The organism is Blautia sp. HA8986 (genome assembly GCF_056504635.1).
Genome location: NZ_JBWLUQ010000003.1, coordinates 494,295 through 510,986, shown reverse-complemented (window position 1 = coordinate 510,986; position 16,692 = coordinate 494,295). Strand labels below are relative to the sequence as shown.

The window sequence follows — 16,692 nt, the reverse complement described above, 5'->3', positions numbered from 1 at the left end:
GGTTCATTCCTCCCTGTATCAGATCCTGTGGCGCAGACGGATAAAATCTCCAAATGCCTGTCTGCCTATGACTGCGATCCGCTTCATATTAATAGAATTCTTTCCTGCCTGACGAGGACGGAAAGTAATCGGAATATACTCTACATGCAGATGATGTTTCTCATAGATCACTGTCATCAGCACATTGGAGAGAAAGAATCCGTCAGGGATCCTTTTGAGAACTTTCTCCAGCTGTTTTCCACGCATCAGACGATATGGAGTATTAGCATCTTTTACCCATGTTCCAAAGATCAGAAACAGTACAAGACGCAGAACTTTCGTCACAAAAAGTCTGGATAGACCATCTTCTCGTTTTTTACGGTAGCCAATCAGAAGCCCGCATTTTTTTCGTTTTTCCCAGAACTGCCAGAACTCCTCGGGCAAAGTCTGTCCGTCTGAATCCGTCTGGAATATATAATCTGCACCTGCATCAACAGCGTAATGATAACCTTTCAGAATTGTTCCGCCGTGTCCCTCGTTTGGCTTGTCAATCCCTGTCAGTCGATCATATTTCTCCTGATACTTCTGAATTTTCTTGTAAGTTCCGTCTTTACTTCCATCATTAAGAATCACCAGCCGACTGTCTCCGCCGATCTTCTCCACTACCGGATACCACTGCTCGATCACAGAGCCGATATTTTTTTCTTCGTTGTATGCTGGCATAATAATATATAAACTATCTTGTTTCATAGATTCTGATTCTCCCATCCTCCGAGGTATAAACTAACGGATACGTCTCTCTGATAATGTCTTCACGACACTCCTGGCTTTCAAATGACATTCCATCTTCAAACAGAATATAGGTGATCTTCTCCTGCTCCACTGTCTCTCTTAAAATATCCTGATCATCTGTTGTATAAACAGTCACAGCCTGGTCTGCCCGGTAATAAGTATCATACCCTGCTGACCACGCATAATAAGGCCATCCGCAATAAAGCATCACACCAGACATAGTTACTTCATTCATGGTATACTCCGGCGTCAGGAGCAGATCATCTTTATGAAGATTCTCAGAAAGCCAGTCTGTGAGGTCACTGTTCATGTTTACAGTCATCCTGTGTCCGGAATCATTATCTCTCAGAATGATCACATAATCATAAATTCCTGTCAAAGTAAGACAGAGACAAAGAATCGCGCAGACACTTCTGCCTGCCCATTTCTTCCAGCCTGTTTTTCCCATAAGAAAACTCTCTCTCATAAACCAACCCCAGAAAATGGCTGTAAACGCATAGGAGATCATCACATACTTATGGTTTACATTGATGTCCGGTGTCAGTGATACCAGAAATGCAAATGCCAGCGGAAGCAGAAATCCAAACAGAATAGCCCTCTCTTTTCTTTTCAGGAATACAACTGTTACGGCCAGTCCCACAAAGAAAAATCCGCTGATTTCAGCCAGATATCCTATCACACCGATAAGACTTTTATTCCCGGCCAGAAATCCCCAGTAAAAAGAAGGACTCATCACACTTCCGGATACAAAGATCTTTGACTGAAGCTCTGAGAAAAATACTGCCAGTGCCGCACAGATGGCATAATCCAGCTTGCCATCTGAAAACACTGCCATTCCCGCCAGGATCAGAAGTCCTCCGATCAGGGCCGCACCATTCCAGAATGCAGTCAGCCCCAGAAATACTCCAAGTAAAACCGCAGCCTCAACATTCCTGCAAACCCACGCCTCTTTAGAAAAGATCCTTTTTCCAATCCACTCTATGCCTTTTTCACTGTGCCTGCATCCTGCTTCCAGCCATTCCATAAAAATCCACACAGCTGCCGCAACTATCAAAAGCCCGAATGCCAGATGTCTCTGATTCAGATACACGTTAAAATTCCAGAGTCCCCAGTTTTCATTGGTTGTATAGCCGATAAAAGAGGTATTCTCTCTCAACGTCTCCGCCAGATTTCCTGCACGGAAATGTTCCCACAGATACTGCCAGAACGCAGTACCGCTGCGGAAAAAGAAAAACACGATTGCCGCGGCTCCTGCCCAGAAGCTTCGGAACATCCGGTAACTGATCGCATAAAGGATCATAAGAAATCCCACCAGCGAGAAAATACTTACCAGATTATATCCAATATCAATTCTCATTCCCAGATATTCCAGATTTCCCACAAGAAACTGGAACATAAAATGATATTTCACGTCCTGCCCGCCATAATGCGGATACTGGGTAGGAAAATTATTCTCCCTGGAAAAAGATCTCATCATTGCTGTATGCGGTGCATAATCCCCAAATACAGAAAAACCGGAATACAAAATTCCATCTTTCATATGAAAAACATAAAACATCATCCATGTAACAAATACAGTTACCGTTGTAAACAGAATGATCTCTTTTCTGAGAATCCACTTTCTGGTGAGCATTCCCTCTGCCACCGAAAAAATAATCTTCTTTTTTTTCTTAAAAAGAACTGCCAGTACCAGTGTTGCCACAGTCATAACGATCAGATTTCCATAAAAAAGAGGATGTTCTGCCCCCGCACATACACTAAACATCCAGGAAATGATATAAACGGCCCATGTAAACATCAGAACTCCGGTTCCAAAAGCTGCGGGCAGTATTACCCATATCCGATTTCCATTTTCAGCTATCCTGTGCGGAAACAGACACCCCACTGCTTCCATTCCTGTTAATATACATAATATAAGATAAATGATTCCAAACATAGGATTCTCCTTAATTCACGTAAAGTATAGCAGAATAACCATCCTATGAAAAGGCTATTCACATTTTTTTCAATTTTTTTCGTTCTTCTCTGATGCCAGATATTCATCGATCCCGTCAGCTATGGCTAAAGCCACTTTCTGCTGGTAATCATCTTTCTGCAGAAGTCCGGCTTCATCCGGATTTGTAAGAAAGCCGCATTCTACAATATTGATCACACCCTCGCTTCTCTTCAACAGATAGTACGTCCTGTTCCCTTTTGCTGCTCGGGGACGCTGGATTTCCAGCTGCTGGTTCATTTTTTCCTGGATAACAAGCGCTAGTCTCTTCCCCTTCTCAGAATCTTCGTAAAAAAAGACCTGGGGACCTTTTACAGCCGGATCACTGTAACTGTTCTGATGGATGCTGACAGCAAGCAGCGGCTTGTATTCTTTTATCATAGCAATACGGTTCTGAAGATCCTGGGCTTTCATATTCTTTGTATTTTCCTCATAAAGTCCTTTATCTTCTTCTCTTGTCATAAGGATTGTGTATCCTCTTTTTTCCAGTACTTTTTTCAATTTGACAGATATCTCAAGATTGATGCCTTTTTCCTTCAGGCCATCCACACCTATCATTCCGGAATCTGCACCACCGTGACCGGCATCCACCAGGATCACTTTTTCCTCCTTGATATTTCCGGACACATTTACAAGTTTTCCTGCTGTCTCAGCCGCCTCTCTTGACAATATGTAAAAGCAAAGCAGCATAAGAACTGCCATTCCCGTTTCAATCAGATGTTTTTTCACGCAAAACACCCCCGGCATATTTAGTTAAATATATGCTGTCGGGAGTGTTTTTATCATTGCCCTGCTGCAATGTTTCATCTTTGGTTTAAGTAATTTATAACTGTCAGGAAAGATTCTCTGTGATGGTCTGCCATATCCCACTGTTTTCAAATCCCAGTTTCCACTCAGCCACACCTGCAAGTTTATATTTTGAGATCAGCTTAACTTTCTCTGCAATGGACTTGGAATCCTCCAGCCAGATCTGGTATGTAGCTCCATCCCCTTCATAGGTTCCGTAATTCTGGCTTGTTGTCTTATCCCAGTAAGTCTCTGCTCCATTGTCTGCAATCACCTTCTGTGCCTGATCCATTCCGATTGCTTCACTTGTCAGGGCCCCTCCATCTGTTGTCTTCCAGAGCCTGGTATAAAACGGAACTGCAAGTATCGTCCTCTCTGCCGGAACCTCTGTAAGTGTATCTTTCACACCCTGCTCTACCCACGGAAGCGATGCCACGGAACCTGCCTCAGATCCCACATAATGTTCATCATACCCCATAATGATCACATAATCGGTAACTTTTCCCTGCTCAGCTCTGTCATAATGACTGGTAAAATTCTCCGGAACCGGGTTATCCACAGAAAGTACCAGATTGTTCTCATGACACTGAATGGAAAGTTCCCGAAGGAACTGCAGGAAATGGATTCCAACATCCTCGCTTAATGACTCAAAATCTATATTGATTCCGTCAAGTCCCACCTTCAATGCACTTGTGATCAGCTGATTCTCCAGATTCTGTCTCGCGCCGGTGCTTGAAAGAACTGTCATCGTGCTGATATTCTCACTGAAATTATCTACAAGCCCCCACACCTTCAATCCTTTCGCATGAGCCTGCATCACATAATCCCCAGATGCAATATTGGTTATATTTCCGGAATTATCCGCAACAGAAAACCAGGTAGGTGAGATCACATTCACACCAGTCATGTTCTGTGCTGCATCTGCGAAATAACTGTTGGCCTCCGTGCTTGTTGTCTGATGCCATACCAGATTCACCGGTTCATCCATAGTCAGATAGGTATATGTCTCTGACTGGAAATCCCTCTCATAAGTGGTCGTATCTGCCGCACTTACTCTCTTCTTCTGTATGTAGCCAATATATCCATCCTCCGTAGCAACCTGATTCCAGTCCTCTCCTTCATTGATCAGACGCAGAACTGTATTCTTCGGTATTTCTGTCAGAATTTCAGATTTAATTCCTCCCCGATATCGTATCACTGTATCCTTTTTCGTTGTAACAGTCTGCACATTCTTAAATTTATTCTGTATCGCGATTCTGTCAGGATCTTTATATATATATGCATCGATATCTGTATACTTTTTGACATAATCAAGCTTAAGATAAACACTATCATCTTTCAGCCATACCATTCCGCCTGCACTGTCTGAAGCTGCTTCTTCAGTAAGACTGGACGGAGTCGCATACAGGATCTTCTTATCTTCACTATCCCAATAATATCTCTGATTAAGATATCCATCTACCACATCAATAGGAAGATACACATCATCACCGGAAATCAGTGCTTTCTGCTCAAGCTTCTCAGTTCCCAGTATCAGAGCTGCCTCTCCCTCTTCATTCTGTCCATAATAATCAGACAGATTCATCTGTTTCCTGGTCGGAATAAGTTTATTGATTCCATAAGCAGCTCCTCCTATAAGAGCTACCAGAACGATCAACAGACCTACCACCAGGACAGGCATGTGTTTTTTTGTCATTTCTTCTTCCTTTCGGTATTAAATACTATAACAGCTTCTTCATTATATCATACTTTATCTGTGTTTCGTTACAAAAATCGACATTTTATATTTTGTTTAGATTTCCATTGATGCAGGCTGCAGACATTTTCTCACTGTGTAATGTATGAGCTCAGGGGAAACTTATCAGATTTACTTATAATAACAAAAATATCCACAGCCTGACTTTCATTTACGTGTTTCGTATAAAATCAAAGCTTACACAGGCGATATGGCCTTCCTCATCTTCTGTATAATCCCGCATATACACCCCATCTTCCGCAATCTGACAGGCTTTTGCGATTTTCTTCGGAGTACTGGGTGCTCCGTTCAGATAAAGTTCTATTCCTTTATCCCGGTAGCTTTCCAGTTCCCTTCGGAGAGGCTTTACGGATTTCTTTTTTACCTGTGATATATTTGACGTATCCTGACCTCCTTTCCTGGTTAGATTTTCAGAAAACACCAACATAGGTTCTCAGAAAAGCTGCACTGGCCCTGTTTATATTACTTAAAAAGGGGGAATTTTACTGATCTGTGCCCGGCAGAAACACCGATGATCTCAGCACAGAATTCTTGTCTTTAGAAAAAGCTTGAATTTAAGTTATCTTTACTGTCGTCCTGTTTGTTTAGGTCTGGCAGCTTTCCTGTTTTTCATTATACATTTTTTCTGATGAGATGCAAGCCTTTTATCTTATTTAAAAAAATTTCTTTTTTCCGGTGATTCAACATCTTTACATCTTGTATGCAGCTGTTATATAATACATTATGTAAAAGATTAATTTATCAACCATAGGATGTGATTATATGAAAATAGAAAAAATCAACGACAATCAGATCCGCTGTACATTGACGAAAGAGGATCTGGACAGTCATCAGATTCGTATCAGCGAGCTTGCATACGGTACTGAGAAGGCCAAACGTCTCTTCCGTGATATGATGCAGCAGGCTCAGATACAGTTCGGTTTTGAGGCAGATAACATTCCGCTGATGATCGAAGCAATCCCCATAAATGCAGAGAGCATCATTCTCATCATCACCAAGGTAGAAGATCCGGAGGAACTGGACACCCGTTTTTCCAAATTTGCTCCATTTAAAGGCGGCAAGCCTTCAGATACCGTAGAAATCGATGGTGCAGATAATATCATTGATATTTTTCAGAAACTCTGCGAATCCAAGCTGAAGAATCTTCCACAGAAACCCGAAGAAAAGGAAACGTCCGCAGCTAATGCACAGCCTGCAGAAAATCAGGATAATTCCCATATTTCCGAGAATTCAGTAAGACTTATCCGTCTGTATACATTCCCCGGACTGGATGATGTGATCGCTGCTGCTCATGGTATGAACGGGTTCTTTGACGGTGATAACATTCTCTACCGTGAGGGAGAAGATGACGTTTATCAGCTGGTTCTTCATCAGTCCGACTGCACACCGGAAGAATTCAACAAGGTCTGCAATATTCTTTCTGAATATGGAGTTGGCCGTGCATTCACTCCAGCAGGTGAGGCCTATCTCCGGGAACACGGAACTCTGATCGCACAGAATGCCCTTCAGAAACTCCTTGCACTCTAATACATGTATAATAAAACCGCTGCCGGAACTGCGATCTTTCTGATCTGCATTTTCCAACAGCGGCTTTTTTGTTTCAGCAAAAAATTTCTGCTTACTCACCAAGAAAATCATTGATCTGTGCTACGAGAACGTCCGCATCCAGTCCATGAACCATAGCTGCCTCTTCCAGTGATTCCATCTGGGAAGACGGGCATCCAAGACAATGCATTCCTGCTCTCATAAGAATCGGTGCAATGTTCGGATCTACAGTGAGAAGTTCGCCGATCAGCATGCTCTTTGTAACCTTTGCCATGATTGTATTCTCCTTTGCTCATTTATCGAAATATTTTCATTTCGTGTCTGCTATTATAATACGAAATCTCCATATAATCAACGGGTTGCTGCGCATTCCGCAGTATGTCTCGGGTTTTCTGTAACCTTCGCTCACAAAAAACACCTCTCGGGATATTATCAGTAACAGTAACACAGACCGCTCTCTTTTTTAGGTCTTGTTTCTAAATTTATACTTGTATTCTTGGTACAGATATATTAGAATGGGAATAGAATCCCCGGTGGGGATACATACAACATATCATTGTAAAGGAGGATATCAATTATGGCATATGTAATTTCTGACGAGTGCGTTAGCTGTGGAACATGCGAGGGTGAGTGCCCGAACGAGGCTATTTCTCAGGGAGATGAGCATTATGTAATCGACGCAGATGCTTGCGTTGACTGCGGAACATGCGCTGAGGCCTGTCCAGTTGGTGCTATCTCTGCTGAGTAATGCACCATCAGCTATAAGCTGCTATAATAAAAGAGGCTGTCGGTTTACCGGCAGCCTTTTTTGTTTCTTTTGTTCTTTTTTCCTTCTGTGGCAGCTGCTGCCTCTCTTCTGGCCTGCTGCTGTCTCCGTATAGCCTCGTCCAGCGAACGACACCTGTATTCGCCTTCTTTTTTCCGCTGCATTTCTTCTTGGATCAGTCGTTCCAGGATTTCCTGAAATTCCACAATTTTATCATTATCTACAGATTCCTGCGACTTCATTTCTGCTTCAGGCAAAATATCTTCGATCTCCACTGCCTCTCCATCCTGTACACTGACAATCGCTTTATCGGAATCAGGTACATTTCGCGCCATCTGTGGAATAAGAGCCCGTATGGCCTTCAGCTGAAGCCCCCTGCTTTTCAATTCATTTATCTTAAGAAAAAGCTGGATATCATAGGGTGTATAATAGCGATGTCCCAGTTCATTTCGCCCGATATGAAGGTCAAGCTCCTCCTCCCAGTAGCGCATAACATAGGATTTCACGCCAGTCATCGTCACGGCCTGTCTTACTGTATATCTTTTTTCCATCGTGACAGCCCCCTTATGGTTGGATAGATGAATAAATGTGTAGCTGTATCGTATGTTCCAGATAATGGAAACATAGTTATAGTATATCGCATCGGAAGTAAAATTGGCAAGGAATTTCGGTTGACATAAATCGACCATATTAAAAAATAACACAAATACTGTCACACTACTGCTTCATCCTATAGACGAAGAACAAACGGGCTTCAGGATAAATACGAATGTTTATCCCAAAACCCGTTTATTTTCCGTCTGCACGGCTCTACTTTTTCATATTTACAAACTGTGTATATCTTGGAAGCCATACCAGCTCCACAGTTCCGATAGGGCCGTTTCTCTGCTTGGCTATGATAATCTCCGCAATATCCTTTTTCTCAGTATCCTTATGATAATAATCATCACGATATATGAACATTACCACATCAGCATCCTGCTCAATGGCTCCGGATTCTCGGAGGTCTGAAAGCATTGGTCTGTGGTCTGGTCTCTGCTCTACAGCTCGGCTGAGCTGTGAAAGAGCGATCACCGGCACATCGATTTCTCTTGCAAGCGCCTTGAGGGATCTTGATATATCAGAGATCTCCTGCTGACGGGAATCGGATTTACCGCTTCCGCTCATCAGCTGCAGGTAGTCGATCATAATGATTCCAAGATTATGTTCCAGTTTATACTTTCGGCATTTGGACCGGAGTTCCGCAATGGAAATTCCCGGTGTATCATCGATGATCAAATTAGAACCACCGATAATATCTGCTCCTTCTACCAGTTTCGTCCAGTCCTCATCCTTCAGATTTCCGGTACGCAGATTCTGGGAATCTACATGGGATTCCATGGCAAGAAGTCGGTTTACCAGCTGTTCTTTTGACATCTCCAGACTGAAGATGGCTACTGTTACATCTTTACGAAACGCCATGTACTGGGCAATATTCAGTACAAAAGCCGTTTTTCCCATAGAAGGACGCGCTGCTATCAGCACAAGATCGGAAGGATGCATACCCGATGTCTTATAATCCAGATCAACAAATCCGGTAGGAATTCCAGTAACAGAACCTTTCAGCTTAGAAGCCTTCTCAATATTGCTAACTGCATTTAAGACAACCTGCTGGATTGGAACATAATCGCTTCCATTGGTTCGCTGAAGAATGTTGAATAATTTTTTTTCTGATTCTTCAAGAATGGTCTCTGTGCTGTCCTTCTCCAGATAACAGGCATTGGCAACTTCCTCCGTGGTCCGTATCAGACGACGGAGAACAGCCTTCTCACTTACAATATTTGCATAATATTTCACATTGGCAGAAGTAGGAACTGCTGCAATAAGATCACGGACATATTCCATGCTGCTGATATCCGGTGGCAGCTCTTTCTCCTTCAGACGATTCTGCAGGGTGATCATATCTACCGGTTTTCCCTCATTGCAAAGTTCCACCATGGCATCAAAAATAATGCCATACTGTTTCTGATAAAAATCATCACTGGTCAGAATCTCGGAAGCTACCAGAATCGCATCACGATCCAGGATCATTGAACCGATCACTGACTGCTCTGCTTCAATACTATGAGGTAGAATCCTCTTGATCAATGCCTCTTCCATTTATTATGCCTCTTTTACCCAGACCTTAAGGCTTCCGGTTACTTTCGGATGAAGACGTACCGGAACATTGGTAACTCCAAGATTACGAATCGGGCTCTCCAGCTGAAGCTTCTTTTTGTCAATATCAAGGTTCAGCTGTTTCTTCGCCGCCTCAGAAATTTCCTTGGAGGACACGGAACCAAATGTTCTTCCACCCTCTCCTACTTTCAGAGTGAGGATGACTTCTTTTGTGGAAAGTTCCTCTGCAAAAGCCCTGGCTGCATCAAGATTCTCCTGTGCAACCTTCTCCTCATTCGCCTTACGGAGCTTAAGGTCATTGAGGTTCCTGGAAGTAGCCTCAACACCAAGTTTCTTAGGCAGGATCATATTTCTTGCATATCCATCACTTACATTTACAATCTGTCCCTTTTTTCCCAGGGATTTAACATCTTCCAGAAGAATTACTTTCATTTCTCCCGTTCTCCTTCCTGATATAATTGGTCTATGATTTCTTTCAGCATTCTCTCGGTCTCATCCATTGTGTCTTTTACCTGGGCACCGGCGATATTTAAATGTCCGCCTCCTCCCATTCGCTCCATCATGACCTGTACATTGACTTCATCGATGGCTCTGGCACTGATATAAACCTCGTTATTATAGCTGGTAAGAACAAAAGATGCTTTGACTCCTGCAATATTCAAAAGCTCATTGGCAGCCTGCGCGCCTACAACAGTAGGACTCTCCAGGCCTTCACTTGGGCATCTGGCAATGGCAAAATAATCTCTGTAGATCTCCGCTGTACGGACAGCCTCAGCTCTTGCCTTATAGGAGTCAATATTATCACGGAGCATCTTGCGTACACGTGTTACGTCTGCTCCGCATCTGCGCAGGAATGCAGCGGCCTCAAAGGTCCTCACACCTGCCCTTGTTGTAAAGTTATTAGTATCGATCATAATACCTGCATAAATACAGTCTGCCTCGATACTCCGAAGCTTCAGTCCGTCTGCAAAATACTGCAGGATCTCAGCGATCATCTCACAGCTTGAAGAAGCATACGGTTCCACATAGGAGAGCACTGCGTTCTGGATCACCTCACTGCCCCGGCGGTGATGATCCAGCACCACGATAGTCTTGGTCATATAAAGAAGATCCTGACACTCTGTATAGCTTGGCTTATTGGTATCAACTACGATCACTACCGTATTATTATCCACCAGTTCTTTTGCCTGATTGCTATCCACAAACATAGATGGTTCATAATCCGGATTCTCCATAAAGCCGCTCATCAGCGGACGGATGGATGTAGTCGGATCATTGATCACAATGTGTACCGGCTTACCAAGAGTCTTACCTGCCCGGTAAATACCGATTCCGGCTCCCAGTGCATCTACATCTGTGATCTTATGCCCCATAACGACCACACGATCTTTTGTGCTCATAAACTCTTTAAGGGCCTGAGCCTTAACACGTGCTTTAACGCGGGTAGACTTTTCCATCTGCTGAGCCTTGCCGCCAATATAGGTAATATTATTACCATTCTTGATCACGACCTGATCACCGCCGCGTCCCAGTGCCATCTCAATGGCAATCCGGGAATACTCATAATTCTGGATATAAGTTGATGCATTTAAACCCACACCAATACTTAAAGTCACAGCCATCTCATTACCGATATTAACAGTCTTGACTTCATCCAGAATATGGAATCTCTGCTCCTTCAGTGTCTCAAGAGAGCTCTGACGCATGATCAGAAGATATTTATCCTTCTCAAGTTTCTTTACAAGGCCATCGAAATTGGAAAAATATTTCGTGATCTTTCGATCGATCAGAGCAATCAGCAGAGATCTTCGCACATCTTCCACACTCTCAAGTGCTTCCTCATAATTATCCAGATAGGCCAGAGCCACAACCAGCTTGTTGTCCTCATTCTTCTGAATGTATTCCTTAAGCTCTGTCTCATCATAGAGATACATGGCGATCAGACTGACATTCTGAGACATGTTCTCAAGAATATCCGCATGGCTCACTACCTCGCCCATTGTGACTCTCTGCATGGAAACCCGGTAGATATGTTCTCCGAAATGAGTGCTCATCTCGGAAATTTCCTGTTCCTCTGCCACCGGAAGCTTATCCGGCGTGATATCCGGAAAAACTGTGCTGATATTTTTTTTATAAAACTGATCCCTTCCCGTGATCTCCGAAAAAATACGGTTGGACCAGATCATGCGGCCTTCCATATCCATAATGGCATATGGCAGTGCCAGTTCCTCCAGCATCCTCTTCTCCACCACATCATACTGATTGGCAAACGCGATCATATCATTGATGATCAGCGGTTTGTGATATCGAAAAAGCTTTACTGCAATAAAAATATAGATCACAGTACCTACAGACACCAGAATTCCGGCCTTCACACTTACAATAAACACCAGCAGATCCAGCAGCATCACCAGAGCTGAAAGATACAGTGGCCAGCGCATAAAGTGTTTCATAGGCCCTTTAAATTTGACATTGTTGTTCATCGCTTTTTCCTGTTCTCAACATAATTTAAACCATAAGTTATTTGTTATTATACCAGATTTCTTATTACAATTCCATAGTTATGATGAAATCTGTTGTATCTGACAAACCTTCAATCCTCTTATGATATTACAGAAAACAAAAGCAGGGCCGCTGCTGCCCAGATGACTGCTCACCTGTTTCACAACGACCCTGCGGATGATCTGAATTAGTCCTGAACGTATGGCATCAGGGACATATGACGTGCTCTCTTAACAGCAACTGTCAGTGCTCTCTGATGTTTCGCGCAGTTACCTGTAATTCTTCTCGGGAGAATTTTACCTCTCTCGGAAACATACTTTCTTAACTTTGCTACATCCTTGTAATCGATCTCGTTATTCTCTTTACCGCAGAATACACAAACTTTTTTTCTTCTGCGTCCGCCTCTTCTCTTCATCGGAGAATCTGGTCTCTCGCCTCTATTGTAAGCCATGATTGTTTCCTCCTATCTTATTCATACCATCTGTGTTTCAGATGTTCTAGTTGAACGGCAGCTCCTCGTCAATTCCGTCCGGAATGTTCATGAAGCCGTCGGCGCTTGCTGCGCTTGGACTTGGCATAGACGGTGCAGATGCTGCACTGGTCTGAGGATGGCTTGCTGCATAACTGTCACTGGATGACTTGCTCTCAGCAAATTCCTGTTCCTCGACAACAACCTCTGTCGTATAAACCTTCTGTCCCTCGCGGTTCGTATAGCTTCCTGTTTGGATACGTCCCGTAACTGCAATTTTCAGTCCCTGTCTGAAATACTTCTCCGCAAACTCTGCTGTACGTCCGAAAGAAACACAGCTGATAAAATCAGCACTTGCCTCTCCGTCACGGCGGAACCTGCGGTCAACTGCCAGCGTATATCTGGCGATTGCCAGGGCATTTTCTCCTGCGGAATATCTTACCTCAGGATCTCTTGTCAAGCGTCCCATTAATATTACTTTGTTCATCGTTCTACCTCTCTTATGATTTCACTTAACTGAACAGGTTCTTAATGGTGTTTTCGAAAATCCGCTGCAAAAATTATGCCTCTTTCTTGACAACCAGGTATCTTAATACATTGTCCATGATGCGGACATGTCTCTCGATCTCTGCCGGGCACTGAGAATCTGCTTCAAACTGAATAAAATAGTAGAAGCCTTCATGCATTTTCTGAATTTCGTAAGCTAATTTCTTCTTACCCCATTCTTCAACTTCTGTGATCACGCCGTTGTAACGTGTAATATAGCTTTTAGCTTTCTCAACTACAGCGTCACGTGCTTCGTCCTCAAGCTTAGCGCTCACAACTAATGCTAACTCGTACTTGTTCATGCTTGTCTTAACCTCCTTATGGTCTTTTGGCCCTTTGCCTGTCAAAGAGCAAGGATATGAAATATATCACGATTGTTGATTCTAGCATAACTTTCCCGGGATGTAAAGCATAAATTTAATTTTTTTCGAATTTTTTCAAGTTTCTTGTATTTTTCTCCACAAGCTTACGTGCCACCATGATCTGATGACCGCAGCCCGCACATTTCAGGCGGAAATCCGCACCTACCCGCAGGATTTCCCACTCCTTGCTGCCACAGGGATGTGCTTTCTTCAGTGTCACCACATCTCCCACTTCATAATTTAATCCCATAATATTACTCCTCGATGATAGATTTATACTTTCCGCACAGCCCACGGCTGCCCTGCCAGCTTTCGTCCTGGCAGATATCCCGGCTTCCTGTGCAATGTAAGATTCTACACATGTATCCGGCTGAATACCATTCCGATCGGCTCTTTAATAAGAAGATCCGCATACTTATCCCTTGGTGTCGGTGCCTTGTTGATCACAACCAGATGATCTCCTCTGAAATAGTCGATCAGTCCTGCTGCCGGATACACAGCCAGAGATGTACCGCCGATGATCAGCACCTGTGCCTCTGAGATAGCCCTCACGGATTCCTGGATTGTATAATCATCAAGACCTTCCTCATAGAGAACCACATCCGGCTTGATAATACCGCCACAGGTACATTTCGGAACGCCCTTCGCAGCTTTCATATACCTGAAGTCATATGATTTTCCGCATTTCATACAGTAATTCCGGTAAACACTTCCATGAAGTTCAAGAACATTTTTACTCCCTGCCATCTGATGCAGGTTGTCAATATTCTGGGTGATCACTGCCTTAAGCTTTCCGGCTGCTTCCATCTGTGCAAGCTTCAGATGCGCTGCATTTGGCTTTGCTGTATCACAGAGCATCTTATCCTGATAAAACTTAAAAAACTCCTCAGGCCTGCGCATAAAGAATGTATGGCTTAAAATCGTCTCCGGCGGATAATCATACTTCTGATTATAGAGTCCGTCCTGGCTTCGGAAATCCGGGATTCCACTCTCTGTGGAAACTCCTGCGCCTCCGAAAAATACAATATTGTCACTCTCGTCTATGATCCTCTGTAATTTTTCAATCTCATTTTCCATATCTTTTCTTCCTCCCATTGTTCCGCCAGGCCCTGCCGGCTTCTCCATCCACACCGGATTTTCCTGCACAGCATCAGCCTTACTGCGGATCCACTGCATTCACCTGTTTTCCCTGCACTACAAAACGGGTTGCCTGATTTCCTGTACAGGTAGACAAGGTAACGATCTTGTCTTTCTTGTCAGCATCTTCCTCAGCAGCATCTGTCTTGATCTCGGAATTTTTGAACATTTTTTTCTCATATTCCAGAAATTCCTTTCCTGGACCTTTAAACAACGTATAGGTATCGCTGTCCACTGAGGTTGTGTACGCTGAAATAATCTCATAACGGTAATCTTTCTCCGGTGTAAGGATCCAGAAATACTTGCTGGTATTATAAAGTGTTTCATCTTCTCTGTATTTCTTCAGCATTCCAAACATGGAACCGTTCTTCATATTGTGCCCGTACACAAGCGTATTACAGTCGCTGAAATCTCTTTTGTTCTCATAATCAATAAAGATCGTTCCTGCGAAATTGTAGTTTTTCTCATATGTCTGGTGGAGATAAGTGCTGTTATCTTTTCCCTGTACTACCGGATAGCTAATCTGCGGCAAAGCTTCCATATAGATCCAGCCAATCACATCGTCATTGATACTCTTCAGTGAAGAAAAATCAATACTTATCGGTGCTGTCGGCTGCTCATCCGGCTGTCCCAGCTCCTCCACCTCATCGGGATCGCGTTCTGTCACTGCCATTTCTGAAATACTGTTATACTCATCCGTTCCCTTCTTATATTCCGTATAAATATGATATAGATTAAACGCTGCATAACAGAATACGCAGATCGCCGCGATCAGTACCAGAGTCAGGATGTAATCTCCTGCTGTTTTTTTCTTTTTTGTATTGTCTTTCCTGCTCATAACCACGCTCCTTTGACCTGTCAGGATTTTCCGGTTTCTGTATTCATTATAAATATCCCTCTGTTTTCTTGCAACTGTTTTGTTTTTCACTATCTTTGCATCCAAAAGAAACAGCCCCGGAATAGGCGTCCGGAGCTGTCTGTCAGGTATGTTTATTTTTTAGAGCTATGCTCTTCTCAGGCCAGTTCTTTGCCTGTGAGCATCTTATATGCCTGGAGATATTTCTCAATGGTCTTGTCAACAATCTCCTGCGGCAGTGTCCAGTCATTATCCGGGTTGGCTTTCAGCCAGTCACGAGCAAACTGTTTGTCAAAAGATGGCTGGCCATGTCCTGGTTCATAGCCTTCTGCCGGCCAGAAGCGGGAGCTGTCCGGTGTCAGCATCTCATCACCGATCACCATGTTGCCGTCCTCATCAAGGCCAAACTCAAATTTCGTATCTGCAATGATGATACCCTTGCTAAGTGCATACTCTGCACATTTTTTATAAAGAGCGATGGTGTTGTCACGAAGCTTCTCTGCATACTCGCGGCCCTTTCCAGGGAAGTATTTCTCAAGATGATCAATGCTCTGTTCAAAAGAAATGTTCTCATCATGATCACCGATCTCAGCTTTGGTAGATGGTGTGTAGATCGGCTCAGGCAGCTTGTCGGATTCCCTGAGGCCTTCCGGAAGCTTGATGCCGCATACAGTACCATTCTCTTTATAGCTTGCCCAGCCACTTCCTGTGATGTATCCACGAACGATACACTCGATTGGCAGCATGTTCAGCTTACGGCACATCATGGATTTTCCCTCGAATTTCTCCTGCTGGAAAAACTCCGGCATATCCTTTGTATCTACAGAAATCATGTGGTTAGGAAGGATGTCCTCTGTCATGTCAAACCAGAATTTAGACATCTGGGTCAGTACTGCACCTTTCTTTGTGACTTCGTTATTTAAGATCACGTCAAAGCAGCTGATACGGTCTGTTGCAACCATGATCAGGCTGTCGCCGTTATCATAGATCTCACGTACTTTACCTTCTTTGATTGGTTTTAATTCCTGCATTTTTTTACACCTCAT

The 16,692-nt window shown here is 43.4% G+C and carries 19 protein-coding genes; 2 read left to right on the top strand and 17 right to left on the bottom strand.

The features are described 5' to 3' along the window. Positions 1-18: 18 nt before the first annotated feature. The 5 genes from AC04Q4_RS17100 to AC04Q4_RS17080 all read right to left on the bottom strand — a co-directional run bounded on the left by AC04Q4_RS17100 (position 19) and on the right by AC04Q4_RS17080 (position 5,733). Positions 19-729, bottom strand: coding sequence for a glycosyltransferase family 2 protein (locus tag AC04Q4_RS17100; protein WP_173737486.1), 711 nt, complete (start codon positions 727-729; stop codon positions 19-21). Next, positions 716-2,707, bottom strand: a complete 1,992-nt coding sequence (locus tag AC04Q4_RS17095) for a hypothetical protein (RefSeq protein ID WP_476389362.1) — start codon at positions 2,705-2,707, stop codon at positions 716-718. Before AC04Q4_RS17095 ends, AC04Q4_RS17100 begins: the two co-directional genes overlap by 14 nt. Positions 2,708-2,776: 69 nt before the next feature. Then, entirely contained in the window at positions 2,777-3,493 is a 717-nt protein-coding gene (locus AC04Q4_RS17090) for an N-acetylmuramoyl-L-alanine amidase (protein WP_330594747.1), read from the bottom strand. Between the two features lie 103 nt (positions 3,494-3,596). Beyond that, positions 3,597-5,246 (bottom strand): glycosyl hydrolase family 18 protein, encoded by a 1,650-nt coding sequence (locus AC04Q4_RS17085; RefSeq protein ID WP_173737483.1) that lies wholly within the window; start codon positions 5,244-5,246, stop codon positions 3,597-3,599. A gap of 211 nt (positions 5,247-5,457) precedes the next feature. Continuing rightward, positions 5,458-5,733, bottom strand: a complete 276-nt coding sequence (locus tag AC04Q4_RS17080; RefSeq protein ID WP_179976559.1) for a hypothetical protein — start codon at positions 5,731-5,733, stop codon at positions 5,458-5,460. A gap of 335 nt (positions 5,734-6,068) precedes the next feature. Here AC04Q4_RS17080 and AC04Q4_RS17075 point away from each other — a divergent pair, with 335 nt between their 5' ends. Beyond that, a complete protein-coding gene (locus AC04Q4_RS17075) occupies positions 6,069-6,833 on the top strand; it encodes an adaptor protein MecA (protein ID WP_173737481.1) in 765 nt (254 codons plus the stop codon). A 91-nt stretch (positions 6,834-6,924) separates the two neighbouring features. Here AC04Q4_RS17075 and AC04Q4_RS17070 read toward each other — a convergent pair whose 3' ends face one another. After that, the gene (locus tag AC04Q4_RS17070) at positions 6,925-7,125 is read right to left on the bottom strand and encodes a DUF1858 domain-containing protein (RefSeq protein WP_015527179.1); all 201 of its coding nucleotides are present in this window, start codon (positions 7,123-7,125) and stop codon (positions 6,925-6,927) included. Between the two features lie 303 nt (positions 7,126-7,428). Here AC04Q4_RS17070 and AC04Q4_RS17065 point away from each other — a divergent pair, with 303 nt between their 5' ends. Continuing rightward, entirely contained in the window at positions 7,429-7,599 is a 171-nt protein-coding gene (locus AC04Q4_RS17065; protein WP_015527180.1) for a DUF362 domain-containing protein, read from the top strand. 44 nt (positions 7,600-7,643) lie between these two features. On the opposite strand, the gene AC04Q4_RS17060 is transcribed toward AC04Q4_RS17065, so the two are convergent. The 11 genes from AC04Q4_RS17060 to AC04Q4_RS17010 form a co-directional block, all read right to left on the bottom strand. Continuing rightward, positions 7,644-8,168, bottom strand: coding sequence for a MerR family transcriptional regulator (locus AC04Q4_RS17060; RefSeq protein ID WP_173737480.1), 525 nt, complete (start codon positions 8,166-8,168; stop codon positions 7,644-7,646). Positions 8,169-8,427: 259 nt separating this feature from the next. Beyond that, positions 8,428-9,756 (bottom strand): replicative DNA helicase, encoded by a 1,329-nt coding sequence (gene dnaB, locus AC04Q4_RS17055; protein ID WP_173737479.1) that lies wholly within the window; start codon positions 9,754-9,756, stop codon positions 8,428-8,430. A 3-nt stretch (positions 9,757-9,759) separates the two neighbouring features. Next, positions 9,760-10,206, bottom strand: coding sequence for a 50S ribosomal protein L9 (rplI, locus tag AC04Q4_RS17050; protein WP_173737478.1), 447 nt, complete (start codon positions 10,204-10,206; stop codon positions 9,760-9,762). Further along, the gene (locus AC04Q4_RS17045) at positions 10,203-12,257 is read right to left on the bottom strand and encodes a GGDEF domain-containing protein (protein WP_476389361.1); all 2,055 of its coding nucleotides are present in this window, start codon (positions 12,255-12,257) and stop codon (positions 10,203-10,205) included. The genes rplI and AC04Q4_RS17045 overlap by 4 nt, the downstream gene beginning before the upstream one ends. Positions 12,258-12,463: 206 nt before the next feature. Beyond that, positions 12,464-12,727 carry a 30S ribosomal protein S18 gene (gene rpsR / locus AC04Q4_RS17040; protein ID WP_021651398.1) on the bottom strand — a complete coding sequence of 88 codons (264 nt, stop codon included), beginning with the start codon at positions 12,725-12,727 and terminating at the stop codon, positions 12,464-12,466. Between the two features lie 46 nt (positions 12,728-12,773). Beyond that, positions 12,774-13,232, bottom strand: a complete 459-nt coding sequence (locus AC04Q4_RS17035) for a single-stranded DNA-binding protein (RefSeq protein WP_119239069.1) — start codon at positions 13,230-13,232, stop codon at positions 12,774-12,776. A gap of 73 nt (positions 13,233-13,305) precedes the next feature. Further along, complete coding sequence (rpsF, locus tag AC04Q4_RS17030) at positions 13,306-13,593, bottom strand: 30S ribosomal protein S6 (protein ID WP_021977097.1); 288 nt, start codon at positions 13,591-13,593, stop codon at positions 13,306-13,308. A gap of 115 nt (positions 13,594-13,708) precedes the next feature. Then, positions 13,709-13,903, bottom strand: coding sequence for a DUF951 domain-containing protein (locus AC04Q4_RS17025; protein WP_173737476.1), 195 nt, complete (start codon positions 13,901-13,903; stop codon positions 13,709-13,711). A 104-nt stretch (positions 13,904-14,007) separates the two neighbouring features. After that, a complete protein-coding gene (locus AC04Q4_RS17020) occupies positions 14,008-14,730 on the bottom strand; it encodes an NAD-dependent protein deacylase (RefSeq protein ID WP_173737532.1) in 723 nt (240 codons plus the stop codon). Between the two features lie 79 nt (positions 14,731-14,809). Beyond that, positions 14,810-15,718, bottom strand: coding sequence for a class B sortase (srtB, locus tag AC04Q4_RS17015; protein ID WP_476389360.1), 909 nt, complete (start codon positions 15,716-15,718; stop codon positions 14,810-14,812). Positions 15,719-15,804: 86 nt separating this feature from the next. After that, a complete protein-coding gene (locus AC04Q4_RS17010) occupies positions 15,805-16,677 on the bottom strand; it encodes a phosphoribosylaminoimidazolesuccinocarboxamide synthase (protein ID WP_173737475.1) in 873 nt (290 codons plus the stop codon). Between the last annotated feature and the right edge of the window lie 15 nt (positions 16,678-16,692).